At 53.2% G+C, this 18,036-nt stretch carries 15 protein-coding genes and 1 pseudogene; 6 read left to right on the plus strand and 10 right to left on the minus strand.

Annotated features, from left to right (window positions below; translation table 11 throughout):
* The first annotated feature begins 112 nt into the window (after positions 1 to 112).
* The gene (locus tag BZG14_RS11650) at positions 113 to 1,618 is read left to right on the plus strand and encodes a hypothetical protein (protein ID WP_077608797.1); all 1,506 of its coding nucleotides are present in this window, start codon (positions 113 to 115) and stop codon (positions 1,616 to 1,618) included.
* An 87-nt stretch (positions 1,619 to 1,705) separates the two neighbouring features.
* Positions 1,706 to 2,395, plus strand: a complete 690-nt coding sequence (locus BZG14_RS11655) for a tRNA-uridine aminocarboxypropyltransferase (protein WP_077608798.1) — start codon at positions 1,706 to 1,708, stop codon at positions 2,393 to 2,395.
* Positions 2,396 to 2,452: 57 nt separating this feature from the next.
* Here the strand turns inward: BZG14_RS11655 and BZG14_RS11660 are convergent, their stop codons facing one another.
* From BZG14_RS11660 to ftnA, 5 genes are all read right to left on the minus strand, one after another.
* Positions 2,453 to 4,333 (minus strand): methyl-accepting chemotaxis protein, encoded by a 1,881-nt coding sequence (locus tag BZG14_RS11660; protein ID WP_077608799.1) that lies wholly within the window; start codon positions 4,331 to 4,333, stop codon positions 2,453 to 2,455.
* 240 nt (positions 4,334 to 4,573) lie between these two features.
* Positions 4,574 to 5,758 (minus strand): NAD(P)/FAD-dependent oxidoreductase, encoded by a 1,185-nt coding sequence (locus BZG14_RS11665; protein ID WP_077608800.1) that lies wholly within the window; start codon positions 5,756 to 5,758, stop codon positions 4,574 to 4,576.
* Positions 5,759 to 5,834: 76 nt separating this feature from the next.
* Positions 5,835 to 6,956: a mechanosensitive ion channel family protein gene (locus BZG14_RS11670; RefSeq protein ID WP_108743557.1), complete on the minus strand. Its 1,122-nt coding sequence runs from the start codon at positions 6,954 to 6,956 to the stop codon at positions 5,835 to 5,837.
* A 100-nt stretch (positions 6,957 to 7,056) separates the two neighbouring features.
* A complete protein-coding gene (locus BZG14_RS11675; protein ID WP_077608801.1) occupies positions 7,057 to 7,404 on the minus strand; it encodes a universal stress protein UspB in 348 nt (115 codons plus the stop codon).
* A 52-nt stretch (positions 7,405 to 7,456) separates the two neighbouring features.
* On the minus strand, positions 7,457 to 7,987 hold the full coding sequence (ftnA, locus tag BZG14_RS11680) for a non-heme ferritin (RefSeq protein ID WP_077608802.1): 531 nt from the start codon (positions 7,985 to 7,987) through the stop codon (positions 7,457 to 7,459).
* A gap of 221 nt (positions 7,988 to 8,208) precedes the next feature.
* Here ftnA and BZG14_RS11685 point away from each other — a divergent pair, with 221 nt between their 5' ends.
* Together BZG14_RS11685 and BZG14_RS11690 are read left to right on the plus strand one after the other, a co-directional pair.
* Complete coding sequence (locus tag BZG14_RS11685) at positions 8,209 to 8,634, plus strand: universal stress protein (protein WP_069361792.1); 426 nt, start codon at positions 8,209 to 8,211, stop codon at positions 8,632 to 8,634.
* A 164-nt stretch (positions 8,635 to 8,798) separates the two neighbouring features.
* A complete protein-coding gene (locus tag BZG14_RS11690) occupies positions 8,799 to 9,686 on the plus strand; it encodes a carboxylate/amino acid/amine transporter (RefSeq protein WP_077608803.1) in 888 nt (295 codons plus the stop codon).
* 128 nt (positions 9,687 to 9,814) lie between these two features.
* On the opposite strand, the gene fre is transcribed toward BZG14_RS11690, so the two are convergent.
* The 5 genes and pseudogenes from fre to trxA all read right to left on the minus strand — a co-directional run bounded on the left by fre (position 9,815) and on the right by trxA (position 15,118).
* On the minus strand, positions 9,815 to 10,531 hold the full coding sequence (gene fre, locus BZG14_RS11695) for an NAD(P)H-flavin reductase (protein ID WP_077608804.1): 717 nt from the start codon (positions 10,529 to 10,531) through the stop codon (positions 9,815 to 9,817).
* Between the two features lie 141 nt (positions 10,532 to 10,672).
* Positions 10,673 to 12,112: pseudogene (gene ubiD / locus BZG14_RS11700) on the minus strand (4-hydroxy-3-polyprenylbenzoate decarboxylase); the annotation flags it as partial.
* Between the two features lie 74 nt (positions 12,113 to 12,186).
* Positions 12,187 to 13,206: a hypothetical protein gene (locus BZG14_RS11705; protein WP_077485990.1), complete on the minus strand. Its 1,020-nt coding sequence runs from the start codon at positions 13,204 to 13,206 to the stop codon at positions 12,187 to 12,189.
* 136 nt (positions 13,207 to 13,342) lie between these two features.
* Positions 13,343 to 14,608, minus strand: a complete 1,266-nt coding sequence (rho, locus tag BZG14_RS11710; RefSeq protein WP_069361797.1) for a transcription termination factor Rho — start codon at positions 14,606 to 14,608, stop codon at positions 13,343 to 13,345.
* A 183-nt stretch (positions 14,609 to 14,791) separates the two neighbouring features.
* Positions 14,792 to 15,118 carry a thioredoxin TrxA gene (gene trxA / locus BZG14_RS11715; protein WP_021022211.1) on the minus strand — a complete coding sequence of 109 codons (327 nt, stop codon included), beginning with the start codon at positions 15,116 to 15,118 and terminating at the stop codon, positions 14,792 to 14,794.
* A 112-nt stretch (positions 15,119 to 15,230) separates the two neighbouring features.
* On the opposite strand from trxA, the gene rhlB reads away from it, so the two are divergent.
* Both rhlB and gppA read left to right on the plus strand, forming a co-directional pair.
* On the plus strand, positions 15,231 to 16,523 hold the full coding sequence (gene rhlB / locus BZG14_RS11720) for an ATP-dependent RNA helicase RhlB (RefSeq protein ID WP_069361798.1): 1,293 nt from the start codon (positions 15,231 to 15,233) through the stop codon (positions 16,521 to 16,523).
* A gap of 30 nt (positions 16,524 to 16,553) precedes the next feature.
* On the plus strand, positions 16,554 to 18,036 hold a 1,483-nt coding region (gppA, locus tag BZG14_RS11725), incomplete at its 3' end, for a guanosine-5'-triphosphate,3'-diphosphate diphosphatase (protein ID WP_077608806.1).

The following is an 18,036-nucleotide window of genomic DNA, read 5'->3' on the forward strand; positions in this document are numbered from 1 at the left end:
AAATAACCAATAACTCATGCTAGCTTGCTCTTAACCGGATGATGGCGGCAATCTTGCCCTGCCCGTAATCCAGGCGCAAGCCTCTCTTTTCGCTCAGTACAAGGAGTTTTTCGTGCCATCTTTTCGCCCTCTTATTATCGCGTCGGTCAGTATGCTGACCCTCGCAGCTTGCAGCAGCAGTCCTTCGGGCCCCGTAGAGCTTGGGCATCGTAGCGATAAAGTTGACACGGGTCTGGTTCATACGCCGCAGCCTTTTATGCAAACCGGCCAAATCTCTGTCAGTCCCGAAACAGCTAGCTTCACGCCGTGCGGCAGTCAAAAGCAATATTGGCTGGATTTAACCGCCGATCAACGCGCAACCTTATCCCAGCAGGCCGGGCCGGTATACAGTGAATTTGAGGGCTACTTTACGCCGGTGTCACGCCGCGGATACAGTGCTGATTACCCCGCCGCGGTGACCATGACACGCTTAAATATGCTCACCAGCGAACTAGAAGGATGCGCGCAACCGCGTAATACCTTGTTGGCGGAAGGACAGACCCCGACCACCTGGTCGGCGGCCGTCGGTCAAGGACACCTCGCTTGGGAAAGCGAGCAAGACTCACAAGAGCGCCCGCTCAGCGGACAAAGCATGAGCCAAGAGCAAGCACAATTCCGAGCCCAACAAGCCGCTTTAACGCTTAGCGCGCAAGGCTGCCAACAAAGCGCTAACACCCTCTATGGCTGGCAAGCACGTTTAAAAACAGCGAAAGGCACTTACCAAGGGTGTGCGATCTTGCCGTCAGTGGATACCAGTCAGCATTGGGCGGGCGAATACCAAGGTACCAGCCAGTCGCCCGGCCAACCGACACTGACCACACAACTGACCTTGCTGCCCGATCATAGCGCCATCACCAGCTACCACCCACAAGGGGAAGCGGTGACCAAAGAAACCGGGATTTGGCAGCCGATCGGGGACAATCAAGTGCAAGTGCTCACTACTCGCAGTGGTGAGCAAATGGTGGTGTCTGAGCGCATATATACACGTAACGGGTTTACCCTCACCGCCTCCGAGGAAACCTTTAATGGCAATACCTACTCATTAGGTCATGACGGCTTAACGCTGAGGCTCAAAGTCGGGGATGCCGTGAACGTATCAAACCAAACCGGCATTAAAGGCAGCGCCGAGAAAAACCCGCGCGTTGAGCAAGCACTCAAAGACTACCTCAGCGATAACGGCCAAACCGGCCCACTCACCTATCGCTGGCTCACCCACGATCTCAATCAAGACGGGCAGCCTGAGCTGTTGGTCTTGACCGACAGCTGTGGCAGTGGCGGTTGCACCTTATTGGTGTTTAAAGGCGACGCGCAAGGCTGGCAGTTTAATAGCCGCATGACACTGGTGCATGTGCCGCTTTTATTAGCACGCAACCAAAGCCAGGGTTGGCATGATCTAATCGTGCCGGTCGGTGGCGGTGGTGCGCCTGCCGGCCACCATGTGATGCGATTTGATGGGCAGCGTTATCCACTTAACCCCAGCACTGCGCCTCGCGCGCCCAAACCGGATGGCTCAGACACCGCCTTATTTGCCGATGGCATCTATGCCACCCAGCAAGGCGTGGTATTGGGAGAAGAATAACGTAGACGCGAGCGACCGTGGCACGTGGGCTCGCATTCCTTGTCGGACTTGCGCACAATAGCAACCTAACACCTTGAGGAGAGTCTGATGGCCCGTTCGCCCTGCCGCCAATGCGGTTTTACCTATCACTGTATCTGTCACTGCTATTGGCCGCTTGAAAGCCAATTGCAATGCGTGCTGGTGATGCACGAAAACGAAGCGGCGCGCCAATCCAACACCGGCAAACTGGTTAAAGCGGCGCTGCCCGACACGAAAATCGAAATTTGGCAACGCAAGCAACCACCGCAAGCCTTGCTCGACAGCTGGGCGCGCGGTGATGTGTCACCTTGGTTGTTGTTTCCCAGTGATGATGCTATCCCGGCAGATAGGCTATTTGCTGACGCGGTTCGGTCTGTCTCTTGCGCGGATGGGTCAGTCTCTTGCGCGGAGGCGTTAGCCGCCACCAAAGCGCCTCGCGCGCCGTTACAGTTTGTGGTGCTGGATGCGACTTGGCAGCAGGCGCAAAAAATGCTCAATAAAAGCCCGTGGCTCCATCGTCTGCCGCGGGTCAGTTTGCCGTCGACTGCGGCCTCACAATATACACTCAGGCGCAACCAACCACCGGGACACTTGTGTACCAGTGAAGCGGTGAGTGCATTACTACGAAGCCAAGGCGACGTGAACGCCGCCACGCAGCTGGACCATTTTCTGGTCCACTTTATGAAGAGCTACGAGGCCGATCGCCACCATCACACCACACCGCTCGCCGCCCCAAAGATGCTGCCCCCAAAAGAATGAACAAAAAAACGCCGAGCACAGCGCGCGGCCATGCTCGGCGTTTAAGTCGTTTATGGGCTACAGCTTAAAGCGGCTGATCTCTTGCTCAAGGCTATGAGAAAGCTCGGATAACGTCGCGGCTTGACGCGCGGCTTCATCCGCTTCGGTCGATAGCTCATTGGACACATCGCGAATGCCCTCTGAGTTACGGGTGATCTCCGCAGTGACGCTCGATTGCTCTTCCGCTGCCGAGGCAATTTGGGTGGCCATATCGCTAATTTGGCTCACCGCCGCAACAATCTGGCTCAAGCTTTCGTTCGCCGCGCTGGCATCGTCCACACTGGCATGCGCACGTTGCTGGCTATCTTGCATCATGGTCACCGCGCGACCGGTTGCCTGCTGCAAGGTATCAATCATCTGCTGAATTTCGGTGGTTGAAGCATGAGTACGCTGGCTCAATATCCGTACCTCATCAGCCACTACCGCAAAACCACGGCCATGCTCACCGGCGCGTGCTGCTTCAATCGCGGCATTCAACGCCAGCAGATTGGTTTGCTCGGCCACTTCTTGAATGGTCGACAAGATGCTAGTTATGCTATGCGCATGCTGGTCGAGCTCACCAATCACACCGGTCGCCGCTTCCACTTCACGGGCAAGCTCGGTAATCGAGTGCTTACTTTGCTCCACTTGTTGGCCGCCATCGTTGGCGACGCTTTCGGTCTCTTGGGCGGTGCGCGCGGTGTTATCCGCATTGCCGGCAATATCTTGGGTCGCCGAGGCCATTTCATGGATAGCGGTCGCCACCATATTGATTTCATCTTGCTGATGACCAATCCGGGTAGAGCGCTCTTCGGCTTGTGCCGCGGTCAGCTCGGCCTGTTGCTTGAGCGAGCCAGACAGCTGGCGTAAATGCGACACCATGGTGTGCATGTTGCCGACAAAACGGTTGAAGTTATTGGCGAGCTTACCAATTTCATCATTGCTGTGTGGCTCAAGGCGCTGGGTTAAGTCCCCTTCACCGGAGGCAATTTCTTCTAGCGCGGCGGACACATTGAGCAAATCACGGAACAACACGTGCATCAACCACGTCACAGCACCGGCCACCAGCAAGGTGATAACGAGGGCTGTCAGTATAAGATCGAACAAGGCATCACCCTGGCTGGCGTATTCGGTGCGCTTATCCAGCTCAATCGCCAGCACCCAATCGGTGTTAGGAACCGAGGCAAAGTAAAACAGTTTATCAACGCCATCGACAGGCAATTCTACCAGCGATTGCTGTGCCAACGCCTGACGCACGCGGTTTTCATTCAGCTCAGGAGACAAGCTGCGATACGGTTTTAGCAGGCGCGCTTTAYCTTTGTGGGCGAGGAAGGTGCCATCGGCGCCTAGCAGCATCGCGTTCGCATTTTTGCCCACGTTTAATTGGGTCACATCGCGGATCAACTGGTCAATCAACACATCTGCGCCCACCACACCGATCAATTCGCCATTACGACGCACCGGCTCGGCCAAGGTCACCAGCATCGCACCAGTAATCGCATCACTGTATGCGGTGGTAATAATCGGGCTACCAGCGCTCACGGCTTGCTTGTACCACGGACGGACGCGAGGGTCATAATCATCGCGGTTGCGCTCAGGACGCGAACGATACATGGCGCCTTTTGGGGTGCCAAAGTAGATATCGTCAAACCCACCGGCCTCGCGCGCTTGCTGCAAATAACTCACACGATGGCTACTGCTGGTGTAATCGGTAAAGGCACTGGTGATATCAGCACGGATTTGCACCCAACCGCTGATCGATTCAGTCGCCGCATCGGCGATACCACTGACGCGGCTATAGATGCTCGACTGGGTTTGGGCTTGAATCTGGCTTACCGCAAGCCAGGTGAGAAAGGCGGCCATCAGCAATACAGCAGATAAGCATGCCCCAATTAATTTTTGTTTTAGTGATAACTGCATGGGAACGGCTCTCAAAGCAACGACAGGTTAATTCCAAACTCCCCGATAACCGAGGTAGCAATAGTGAACAGCCGTCACCCCGTCCCTAGGGTACCGCGAGCCCATCCAGTGCATCGCGGGTTCACAGCGCCGGATAGTTTTTATCCGACATGGCAAGCGCGCGCTAATGTAACAGCGCGCAAGAAAGATTGCTATTTTTTAGACAAAAAACAGTCAACTAGAGAAGAGTTAGAATCAAGATCACACATGCTGCCCGGCTACCCAGCCGGAGCTCCAGGCCCATTGGAAGTTATAGCCGCCGAGCCAGCCGGTGACATCAAGCACTTCACCGATAAAATACAGGCCGGGAATATCTCGCGCTTCAAGGGTTTTCGAGGAAATTGCGTGGGTATCCACCCCACCAAGCGTCACTTCTGCAGTGCGGTAACCTTCAGTGCCGTTTGGGGCAATGGACCACTGGTGAAAGTAGTGATGAAGTTGATCGAGCTGCTTGTCACCGAGCTGCTTGAGCGGTTTATCCGGCAAGCTATCGCGCGCAATCAAGACCTCGACCAAACGTTTGGGGAATAGGCGAGACAGTGAGGTTTTTAAGGTTTGGTTGGGGTGCTTATCACGCATCGCCACCAGCACGTCTTTTAGCGACTCACTGGGGAGTAAATCGATAGTGACCGCTTCGCCCGGTTGCCAAAACGAGGAGGTTTGCAACACCGCCGGTCCCGATAAGCCGCGGTGGGTAAAGAGCAGGTTCTCGCTAAAGCACACCCCAGACTCGGTGGTGATCGAACATGGCACCGACACCCCGGAAATATCGGCAAAGCGCGTTTTGTCCTCTTGGTGCAAGGTATACGGCACCAAGGCGGCGCGAGTGGGCAGCACTTTTAGACCAAATTGCTCGGCAAGCTGGTAACCAAAGGGGGTAGCGCCAAGCTTGGGCATGGAAAGGCCGCCCGTGGCGACCACTAACGACTGGCAGCGTACCGGCTCGCCATTGAGTTTAAGGCGAAAGCCGGCTTCTTCTTGTTCGATATCATGCACTTCACAGCGATAGCGTTGACTGATGGTGGCTTGGTCGCATTCGGCCAAGAGCAGGTTAACGATATCTTTGGCGCTGTCATCACAAAATAACTGGCCATGATCTCGCTCGTGATAGGCCACACCATGGGTGGCCACCAGACCAATAAAGTCCCATTGGGTGTATTGCGCCAATGCGGATTTGACGAAGTGCGGGTTTTCACACAAGAAGTTATTCGCGGTGACATCATAGTTAGTGAAATTGCAGCGTCCGCCGCCTGAGATCAAGATCTTGCGGCCCGGCTTTTTGGCATGGTCCACYACCAAAACACGGCGACCACGTTGGCCAGCTTGTGCCGCACACATCAATCCGGCGGCACCGGCGCCAATCACAATTACATCATACTCAGTCACACGCTTACCTGTTTATTCTCTGCTCACCCTGTGGGAGCGGCATTGTAGCAGCCCGCACGTGAGCGGCAAGCGCGATTTAACGCGCCTGCGCTTCAGGCGGTGGCACCATGGCATCGGCATCCTGCGCCATCAGGCTTGGATCCATATGCAGCGTACGGGTTGGAAGAGCAATATCCGCACCGTGCTGATGAATAATTTCAATCACATTTAATAACACGTCTTGTTTTACCTGATGGTAACGCTGCCAGTTGACCGTTTTGGTGAAGGTGTAAATAAAGAAATCGAGCGAGTGTGGGCCAAAGCTGTTGAAATTCACTATCAGGGTTTGTCGCGTTTCAATGTCTGGGTGAGACTCAAGCATGGCATACACATCATCAATCACCGCGCTCATTTTATCGGCGTCTTGATAACGCAGCCCAATATTTTCGTAAATCCGACGGTTCAACATCCGCGAGGGGTTTTCCACCACCACGTTGCTAAATACCGAGTTGGGCACGTATATAGGGCGCAAATCAAAGGTGCGAACCACTGTCATGCGAATACCAATTTTCTCCACCGTGCCCTCAATGTTGCGATCAGGGGAGCGCACCCAGTCGCCGACTTTAAATGGGCGATCAAAGTAGATCATCACCCCGCCGAAGAAGTTGGAAAGCAAATCTTTGGCGGCAAGACCGACAATTAAGCCCCCCACACCACCAACCGTGAGTAACCCGGAGACACTGACACCCAGGCTTTGTAGCAGCGTAATCACGCCAATGCAGACGGCGAGTGCGCGTAAGACGTTACCAATGGCGTTAATCGTGGTGTGATCACGGCGCCCTTCGTCAAATAACAGCTGCTCTCCACTGTTGACCAATCGGAGCAAAAACCAGATCAATAAGAACACGACCAGCAGCTCTCTGATCACGCTCACCCAGCTTAAATTCAAGTGACCTGCGGTATTATCAAGAAAAATTTCTAGAGCATGAAACGCAGGCCAGCCCCAGATTAAGAGGGAAAATGGCGTATCAATCGCGGGCCACAGCACATCATCCCAACGTGTTTGCGTGCGCTCTGCCAGTGCCTTTAAGCGCCCCATCAACACACGCCATAGCGCCCAGGCGACGGCTCCAAGCCCCATCAAAATGACAATATCTGAGATCCAGTCCCACGCGGCGGCTTGATAGAGTGATTGCCACCATTGGATTAGGCTTTGCATGCTTCCCTCACGATTACGGTGTCTAGGCGTTTATGCTTGTCAGACTAACAAAAAAAATGCTGACCTCGGTCAGCATTTTGTCTAAAGAATGGTTATCCGTTTACCAGCCCGCAAAAGCGACAAGAAAAAAGGTCGCGAGCAAGGCACCGGACAGGGCAACATTAAGCGTGAACAGATGACGTACCTTATTGCATTTACCCACAAATGCCGCATCGTGATGATGAAGGTACTCTTGGCTGCGAATATATTGGTATAAACGTTTTTGTCGCGAGATATCGCCTTGGGGTGAGAGTGAGAAAAAGTTGTTATCGCCACGACAGATTTGCTGATAAAGCAGCGGATTGGCGTCGCGTAACATCACAACCAGTGCACGCAATGAAGATAGGTAGCGCGCGAAATTGACTAGCATGACAGTAAATACCGCCATGATCAGGATATCACCGTTCATAGACCTCTCCCTCCGCTACGCCGGATAGCGCTCAGAGGGAGAGGTAAGTCGATTACTGCCCTGCTGAGCCGTCCATCACTGACGTAGACTCTTCAACTGCCATCGATGCCAAGTCTTTGTCGATAAAGAACAGCGCCTTGCCATCTTCGCCGACTAACTCGATCTTATCGAGTATGCCTTTAAACAGCTTCTCTTCTWCATGCTGCTCCGCTACATACCACTGCAAGAAGTTAAAAGTCGAATAATCTTGTGTGGTAAACGCAACGTGCGCCAAGCTGTTAATCTTTTCCGTAATCAAGCGCTCGTGCTGATAGGTTTCACGAAACACTTCGCCCAGTGATGCAAATTCGTGACGCGGTGCATCAATCGAACCCAAAATAGGCATCGCCCCTGTCTCACTGACGTAAGTAAACAGGCGCTGCATATGCTGCATCTCTTCTTGTGCGTGCTTATGCAGGAATCGCGCGGCTCCTTCGAAGCCTTGATCCTCACACCAAGCGCTCATTTGTAAGTATAGATTTGATGAGAAAAACTCCAAATTGATCTGCTCATTGAGCCTGTCAACCATGGCAGGTGCTAGCATATAAAACGTCCTCTTTATTGGGGGTTAGCTGCCATTCTGACCAGCAGCACGTTGGTTTTCAAGCGGATCACGCCGACTAACGGCATCGATACCGAGTCTTGTATCGAATTTATGACTCGTGTCATCGTCGAATTGTTGATCGGAATGCGATCACAGTGACTGTTTTTTATACGCAAGCTCGCTAAACTGCGATGACAGCCTCATAGAAAAAGGATAACCCTATGTCATATAAGCATATTTTGGTTGCTGTCGATTTGTCAGATGACAGTGAACGCCTGCTCAAGAAAGCCGATGTCTTAGCCTGTGCCCTCGACGCTCAGCTCTCTTTGGTACACATCGACGTCAATTACGCCGAGCTTTACACCGGGCTCATCGACATCAACTTGGTCGAATCGCGTAATCGTGTGATTGAAGAGGCGCAGCAAAAGCTGAATCAACTGGCCAGTGATGCGCAAAGCTCGGTGACACATACCTTGGTCAGCAGTGGCGATCTTGCCGAAGAAATCACGGAGTCGATTCAAAACATGGGCATTGATCTGGTCGTGGTCGGCCACCACCAAGACTTTTGGAGCTCGCTGCTGTCCTCCACCAAGCAATTACTCAATAAAACACCGGTCGATTTGTTAATGGTGCCTATCCGCGACTAGCTGCACCGCCTCTCTTACCTGTGAAGGCCCTGTGAAGGCGGTGATGCCGCCTTCTTGCTTTCATCATTGCTTTCTCTCTTATCCACACCAAGACGAACCGATTGCGTCCCCGCGATGAAACGGTACACTGCCTTTTTATTTACGATATCGAAGGAACCGAAGTCATGGGGTATCTTAGCGGCGTCACACTGCTGTGGGCCTTTTCATTTAGCCTGATTGGCGTGTATCTCGCCGGCCAAGTGGACAGTTATTTTTCTGTGTTGATGCGTATTGTATTGGCTGGATTGGTGTTTTTGCCCTTTTTACGCCCTCGCCAAGTAAAACCAGCGTTTGCCGCCAAGCTGATGCTGGTCGGCGCCTTTCAACTCGGTATTATGTACTGCTTTTTCTATCAGTCCTTTTTATTTTTGTCGGTGCCAGAGGTGCTGCTGTTTACCGTCTTTACCCCGCTTTACGTCACCTTGATTTACGATGCCTTAAAACGCCAGTTTAGCGCTTGGTATCTGCTCACGGCCGCGATGGCGGTGCTCGGTGCCGTGGTGATCCGCTATGCGACCGTCAACCCAGATTTTCTGGTCGGCTTTTTGGTGGTACAAGGGGCGAACCTTTGCTTTGCGATTGGCCAAGTCGGTTACAAGTACCTGCTTGAGAAAGAGCAAACTCAGCTGCCTCAACATGCAGTATTCGGCTGGTTCTATCTTGGCGCTTTAGTGGTGGGCGTGCTGGCTTTCGCCTTGCTCGGCAACAGTGACAAGCTACCCACGACACCCACCCAGTGGGGCGTATTAATTTATCTAGGCACCATCGCCTCAGGGCTGGGCTATTTCTTTTGGAATAAAGGCGCGACGCTGGTCAATGCGGGGGCGCTCGCGGTAATGAACAACGCTTTAATTCCAGCTGGGATTGTGGTCAATGTACTAATCTGGAACCGCGATGCGGATCTGCTGCCCTTACTCAGTGGCGGGGTACTGATTTTAGCCGCGCTGTGGTTTAACCAAACCTGGGTCAAGCGCCGCGTCGAGACCCAGCGGGGGGTCGTCGCCCAGCGGTAGGCCGCCCAGCGATAGCCCACTCCACAGTAGGCCGTCCCACGGTGGGCCGTCCCAAAGCCTCAGTGACCCGAATGCAAAACAGGCAGGGAAGTCCCTGCCTGTTTACTTTCCCGAGAGCGAAGACTCACTCAGATAAAGGCAAACGCGTCTGAGTAGAGGTGATCACGGCTCACGCCCCGCTCTTTGCAGAACATGTCGCGTGCAACACCGGCCATTTCAAAACGGCCCGCGATGTAGATGTCATAAGCGCCGAGGCTAACAAAATCTTCCATCACCGCTTCTAACACATTGCCTACTTTGCCTCGCCATTCGCCTTCCGCCTGTTCAACCACAGGCATAAAGGTAATATTGCGATGCGATTCAGATAGTGCTTGCAGCTCGTCATGCGCGTAAAGCTGACACGGATTGCGTGCCCCCCAATAAATAAAGATTGGAGACTGTATTCCTTGATTAATACAGTGCTCGACCATGCTTCGAACATACGAAAAACCGGTCCCACCGGCAATCAACAGCAAGGGACGCTCACTCTCACGCAACCAGGCATCGCCGGCCGGTTCAGTGATTTCAAAGCTCGCTTCACCGCTTTCTAGCACGGCTTTGGCTTTTTCTACCACTTCCAAGGCAAACGGATTTTCGTCCGCCGCACCGACGTGTAGCTCGAGTTCGGCACCATCTTCACGACATGGGCTACTCGCCAGTGAAAACGGGCGTTTATCTTTTTCGCCCATTACTGCCATCACGTATTGTCCAGGCTGGTAGCTCACCGCCTGCTGTGGTTTCAGGACAATGCGGTAGGTGTGACATGCCAACGGCTCAACGGCTGTCACTTCACATATTATCGACATTCTGTTCCTCTGTTCGTTTTGCTACAGCCGATGAGGTTATAAGAGGCGGCATCACTACCGCCTTGGCTGTGTTTTATCGTTAACGGTGAATGCTAGCGCATTCCAATAGGATTAGTCTAAGATCCCTAATTCGTCCCAAATCGCGTCGACACGTGCGACGACCTCTGGGTCTTTCGCGATCGGTGTGCCCCACTCGCGATCGGTTTCTCCTTGCCATTTATTGGTGGCATCAAGGCCCATTTTCGAGCCCAGCCCCACCACAGGCGAGGCAAAGTCGAGTGAGTCGATAGGGGTGTTGTCTACCATCACAGTATCTCGCGACGGGTCCATACGCGTAGTGATCGCCCAAATCACGTCATTCCAATCACGCGCGTTGACGTCGTCGTCACACACTATCACAAACTTGGTGTACATGAACTGGCGCAAGAAGGACCACACTCCCATCATCACCCGCTTGGCGTGACCAGGGTATTGTTTTTTCATGGTCACCACCGCCATGCGGTACGAGCAACCCTCAGGCGGCAGATAAAAGTCGACAATCTCTGGGAACTGCTTTTGCAAAATCGGCACAAAGACTTCGTTCAGCGCCACGCCCAGTACCGCGGGCTCATCCGGTGGACGCCCCGTGTAAGTGCTATGATAAATCGGCTTTTTGCGCATGGTCAGATGCGTCACAGTGAACACATGGTGGCGCTCAACCTCATTATAATAGCCGGTATGGTCGCCATAAGGGCCTTCGTCCGCGTATTCATTGGGATCGATATAGCCTTCCATCACGATTTCCGCACTGGCCGGTACATCCAAGTCGTTGCTGATACACTTAGCCACTTCGGTTTTACTGCCCCGCAATAAGCCAGCAAATGCGTATTCCGACAAGGTATCCGGCACGGGTGTCACCGCGCCTAGAATGGTGGCAGGATCAGCGCCATAAGCCACGGTGACCGGAAAAGGCTCGTTGGGATGCGTTTGCATCCAATCATGCAAATCTAACGCGCCACCGCGATGAGCCAACCRGCGCATAATCAATTTGTTTTTGCCGATTTTTTGCTGGCGATAAATGCCGAGGTTTTGCCGCTTTTTATTGGGTCCGCGGGTAATCGTCAGCCCCCAGGTCAGCAAGGGGGCGACATCCCCGGGCCAGCAGCGCATCACCGGAATCTTATCCAGATCGACCTCATCGCCGCTCAGCACCACCTCTTGGCAACGCGGACGACGCACGGTTTTGGCCGGCATATTAAGCACTTGCCGAAATACGGGCAGTTTATCGAGGGCATCACGAAAGCCTTTGGGTGGCTCTGGCTCTTTGAGATACGCAAGCAATTTGCCCACGTCACGCAGCTCGAGCACGTCTTCTCGGCCCATGCCTAGGGCAACACGCTTGGGCGTACCAAATAGATTCGCCAGCACCGGAATGTCATAACCCACTGGGTTTTCGAATAACAGCGCCGGCCCGCCCGCTCGTAGGGTGCGGTCGCAAATCTCGGTCATCTCAAGATCGGGGTCAACCGGCTGGGTAATGCGTTTTAGCTCACCTTGCGCTTCAAGGTAGTCAATAAAATCGCGCAGATCGGAAAGTTTCATATCAGGCTCAACGGGTTAATGGTCGCCTCTATGATACCAAGTTAAGCGGTATCCGGATCGGTAAAGGCTCGACATTAGCGCGACGACAACGCAGATGCAATGTGCTGCTGCCCAAGCGGCCCTAACTGATCTTGCAAGCTACTCAACCAATCACCTTTACCCGCCTCCACCAGCAGCTGCGCCACTTGGTTGCCTTGTCGTAGCGACAGTTGTGTCTGCAGAAAATCGGCAACCGGCGCAGGCAGTGGCGATAAGTTGGCCAGCTGGCGAATCGCAGGTCCACGCAACGAGGGGTTATCGGCCGCCGCCATCATCTGCTGCAGTGCAAAGGGTTCTGTACCGCGCGCTCGCAGCGCGTGCAAGGCCGCGAGGCTATACGAGTCCGTGCCTCGACGCCATAACCTTTCATACAGCGCGGGACGCTCAGTGGCTTGCGCCAATGCGGCTAAAATCGCATTGTCTGGCATCCACATTAAGGTCGGATCATTTAGGTACTGATCGGCTAAATACGCTAAACCATCGTCGTCATAGTCGGCGATCATGGTTACCAAGGCATCACGACGTTGGCGATAATCGGGTTGGTCGGGGTGAACCCAATCAGCAATGACTAGTTGGCGATAGCTTAATAGCATGCCTAGCTCTTGGGTTAATTGCTGCTGACGATAGCGATTAAGCTGCTTGCGCGCCGCGGCGGCGTAGTGGAATGCGGGCGTGGTCACCCAATAGCCGTCTTGTTGGTGACGTAACAGAAAGTGTGGCTGCTGCTGACTTAAGGTCACGAGATACTCGCGCCACTTGTCGTTATCAAGCCGCAATGGTGAGGAGAGCAGCCGATACAAGGTTGCCTCACGCGTCAGAGGAGGAAGCTGGCGAATGTGTGACTCAAGCGCATTGATATCGCCCTTGGCTTGGAGGGTAAAGGCAGTACGCATCGCATCCGCCGTACTCGCTTTATCTAACACTTGCTCAATAAAAGGCTGCGCCACGATTTGCCCATCGGCCGCTGGCGCGTTGGATGCCAAAACAGTGGGGGAAACAAAGCCCACTATCCCCAGGCATATCCCGACTAGCTTGATGCGAAAACGTCTTGCCATCCGTTGCAATCCTATCTTCGGTGCCACGCGTCCTGCGCCACCTTTCCTTGGTGACAATGATTGTGCGAGTTCAGTATCAACTGGGCAATAAAAAAGCACTGCGAATGCGCAGTGCTTAACATTATTACGTCATCCGTTACGAGTTTTGCCGACGCATGGCATCAAAGAACTCGTTGTTGGTTTTGGACATCGCCAATTTACCAATCAAGAATTCCATGCCTTCCAGCTCACCCATTGGATGCACTATTTTGCGAAGAATCCACATTTTTTGTAGCTCATCGGGCTTGGTCAGTAACTCTTCACGGCGGGTACCAGAGCGGGTGAAATCAATGGCAGGGAAAACACGTTTTTCCGCAATCTTACGGGATAGGTGCAGTTCCATATTACCCGTGCCTTTAAACTCTTCGTAGATGACTTCGTCCATCTTCGAGCCCGTGTCTACCAGCGCCGTGGCAATGATGGTCAGGCTGCCGCCTTCTTCTACATTCCGCGCTGCACCAAAGAAACGCTTGGGTCGATGAAGAGCATTGGCATCAACACCACCGGTCAATACTTTGCCTGATGATGGCACAACCGTGTTGTAAGCACGCGCCAGACGCGTGATCGAGTCAAGCAAGATCACCACGTCTTTTTTGTGTTCGACCAAACGCTTGGCTTTTTCAATCACCATTTCGGCGACTTGCACGTGGCGGTTCGCCGGCTCGTCAAAGGTTGAGGCAACCACTTCGCCTTGTACTAGGCGCTGCATTTCGGTCACTTCTTCCGGACGCTCATCAATCAACAGCACCATCAATTCACAGTCTGGCTGGTTAAACGCGATGCTTTGCGCAATGTTTTGCAGCAACATGGTTTTACCCGCTTTGGGTGGTGCCACAATCAAGCCGCGCTGGCCTTTACCAATCGGCGAGGCTAAGTCGAGCACACGGGCAGTGATGTCTTCGGTAGAGCCGTTGCCGCGCTCCATCACCATACGTTCGCTGGCGTGCAAAGGCGTTAAGTTTTCGAAGAGGATTTTACTGCGGGCGTTGTCTGGTTTGTCGCTGTTAACTTGGTTAACTTTCAATAGCGCGAAGTAGCGCTCGCCGTCTTTCGGGGGACGAATTTTACCCGCGATGGTATCGCCTGTGCGCAGGTTAAAGCGGCGAATTTGGCTTGGCGACACATAGATGTCATCTGGGCCGGCCAAATACGAGCTGTCTGCGCTGCGCAAGAAGCCAAACCCGTCTTGAAGAATTTCCAGTACGCCATTGCCGAAAATATCTTCACCGCTTTTTGCGTGCTGTTTGAGGATCGAGAAAATGATGTCCTGCTTACGCAAGCGAGCCAGGTTTTCAAGTCCCATGCTTTCGCCAAGCGCAACCAGCGTCGAGACGGGTTGAGTCTTCAGTTCGGTAAGATTCATAGTGGTGAGTGTCTTGTTTGTCAAAATTGAGGTCTGAAATTAGTTAGCGTGTCGAGACCAGTGGTATGTTCGAGAGATGAACAGAAGTACAAATTCCGTGCAATAAGGTAGCACCTAAATGGGGTATCGTCTAGTTAGCAGAAAAACAACCGCCGCTGAGAGGCAGCGGCGGTTACTTTAGCATTACAGGTTGGCGTCAAGAAACTCTTTCAACTGAGTTTTTGACACTGCACCAACCTTGGTTGCTGCTACACTGCCATCTTTAAACAATAGCAGAGTTGGGATACCACGGATGCCGAACTTAGGCGGTGTACCTGCGTTCTGGTCGATGTTCAGTTTTCCGATGGTGACTTTACCTGCGTATTCTTCAGCAATTTCGTCCAGAATTGGCGCGATCATTTTGCAAGGTCCACACCATTCTGCCCAAAAATCTACCAACACAGGCCCTGCAGCTTTAAGAACGTCTGCTTCAAAGCTGTCGTCGGTTAGCTGCATAATTTTGTCGCTCATCTTCTACTCCAATACATGTTTTTGTTACTGGCTAAATTGCGACCAGTAAATTATGGGACTATTTGACTGGATTCGCTTCCGTATTGCAAGCCTAAGCTGATATTCTATCCGGATGAAAATGACGCATATCACAGAGCAGAAATTTGCCGAGCTCGGCTTGCACGCCGATGTTCTTAAAAGCTTGGAGGCCAAAGGGTTTACTCAATGTACCCCTATCCAAGCCTTGGCATTGCCGGTCCTGCTCACCGGCCAAGACATTGCAGGGCAGGCGCAAACAGGGACAGGCAAAACCCTGGCGTTCCTGGCTGCGACATTTCATCACCTCCTTACCACCGATGCCCCTGCATCGCGTAAAAAGAATCAACCGCGCGCCATCATATTAGCCCCTACGCGTGAATTAGCGATTCAGATCTATAACGATGCTGAGCCGCTGCTAGCCAATACGTCGATCAGCGCAGGCCTCGCCTATGGTGGCGAAGGTTATGACAAACAGCAACAGACCCTTGAGCAAGGCGTTGATATTTTAATCGGAACTTGCGGTCGAATCATTGATTTTTACAAAAAGAAAGTGATTGATTTGCATGGCATTCAAGCCGTGGTCCTCGATGAAGCTGATCGTATGTTTGATCTCGGTTTTATCAAAGACATTCGCTTTTTGTTTAACCGCATGCCCGCCCCCGCTCAACGCTTGAACATGCTGTTTTCGGCGACCTTGTCGTATCGTGTTCAAGAGCTGGCCTTCGAGCATATGACCAACCCAGAGCATGTGGTGGTGGAGCCAGAGCAAATTACTGGCCATCGCATCAAAGAAGAGTTGTTCCAGCCATCAAACAAAGAAAAGATGCCGCTGCTGCAAACCTTGATTGAAGAAGACTGGCCTGAACGCGCGATCATTTTTGCCAACACCAAGCATCGCTGCGAGTCAATTTGGGCCCATTTAGCCGCCGATAACCATCGTGTGGGTTTGCTCACCGGGGACGTGCCTCAGAAAAAACGGGTGAAAATCCTCGAGCAATTTACTAATGGCGAGTTGGATCTGCTAGTAGCGACCGATGTCGCGGCGCGCGGGCTGCATATTCCGCAAGTGACCCATGTGTTTAATTATGATCTGCCAGACGACGCGCAAGACTATGTCCATCGTATTGGCCGTACTGGGCGCGCGGGTGCCAGTGGCAGCTCCATTAGCTTTGCCTGTGAAGACTATGCGGTAAACCTGCCCGCGATCGAAGAGTACATCGAACACAGCATCCCGGTTAGCGAGTTCGACCGCAGTGCACTGCTAAAAGATTTGCCACCGCCTAAGAAAATGGCGAAGCGCCCCAATACGCAGCGTCGCAGTAACAACAATAAAGGGGGCGGAAACAACCGTAACCGCCAACGTCGTCGTCCACAAAAGTCGGCATAAGGTTTCACGACAGATAGGTCAGAGCGCATCATGAGTGGTCACGGACATCCCACATCGACCCCGTCGCTGTACGCCGCGATTGATTTAGGCTCCAACAGCTTTCATATGCTGGTGGTGCGCCAAGTGGCGGGTAGCGTGCAAACGCTCGCGAAAATTAAGCGAAAAGTTCGTCTTGCCGCTGGCATGGACAACCAACAACAGCTGAGCGACGAAGCCATGCAGCGTGGCTGGGATTGCTTAGCTTTGTTCGCCGAGCGTTTACAAGACTTCAACGCAAACAACATTCGTGTCGTCGCCACCGCGGCCCTGCGCCGCGCCAGTAACGCCGACGCGTTTTTAGCGAAAGCCAACACCCTGCTTGGCCATCCGATTGAAATCATCTCCGGGGAAGAAGAGGCGCGTACTATTTATCAAGGGGTGGCGCATACCTCTGGCGGAGCAGGCAAGCGCTTGGTGGTCGACATCGGTGGTGCCAGCACCGAGCTTATCATCGGTGAGCAGTTTGAGCCGACCGTGCTACAAAGCCTCAACATGGGCTGTGTCACCTTTTTAGAAGACTATTTTGCCGATCGGGTGCTCAATCAATCCGCCTTCGATACTGCGATTGCTGGCGCCAAAGCCGAATTAGCCCCGCTGATAGAGCAATATGGTGCGCTCGGTTGGGATTGCTGCGTCGGTGCCAGCGGTACCGTGCAAGCACTGCAAGAGATCATGGTCACCCAAGGCATGGATGAAGTGATCACGCTAGAGAAACTTCACCGGCTACGCGATCAAGCCATTGCCTGTGGGCAAATGGATGCACTCGATATTGACGGCCTCACGCTTGAACGCGCCTTGGTTTTCCCAAGCGGGTTATCAATACTGATCGCCATTTTCGAGTGCTTAGAGGTGACACGCATGACCTTAGCGGGAGGGGCTCTGCGCGAGGGGTTGGTTTATGAAATGATGACCGCGATGCGCCACAGTGATATTCGCGCCCGTACCATCGCCAGCATTCAATCCCGCTATCAGCTGGATGAAGCCCACGGTATTAATGTCGCCGATACCGCTCTCGAGCTGCTCAGCCAGTGTCCTACATCCTGGGTACCAGAGTCCGAAGCAAAAAGCTTGCTCCATGCCGCCGCCTGCGTGCATGAGATTGGCTTAAGCATTGGCTTTAAGCAAGATGGTGATCATGCCGCGTATTTAATCACCCATCTCGACCTGCCCGGCTTCACCCGAGCACAGAAGCAATTAGTCGCCACCTTGCTCCGCTACTACCGAGAGCAATTGGTGTTGATTGATGGCCAGCACGCGCTATCCACCACTAGCGCCAATCGTCTGTTGCGCCTACTGCGAATTGCGGTGATCTTATGCCATCGCCGTGATAGCCGCGTCCGACCGATGATAGCGCTCACCGCCGAGGAGGATGCCCTGACACTCCACTTGGATACCACACTGCTCGAGGCCAGCCCCTTGCTCCGCGCAGAGCTAGAGCAAGAAGCCCTGCGCCAATCAAGCCTTGGATTACCCC

Source organism: Salinivibrio sp. IB282, from assembly GCF_001995685.1.
Classification (GTDB): domain Bacteria; phylum Pseudomonadota; class Gammaproteobacteria; order Enterobacterales; family Vibrionaceae; genus Salinivibrio; species Salinivibrio kushneri.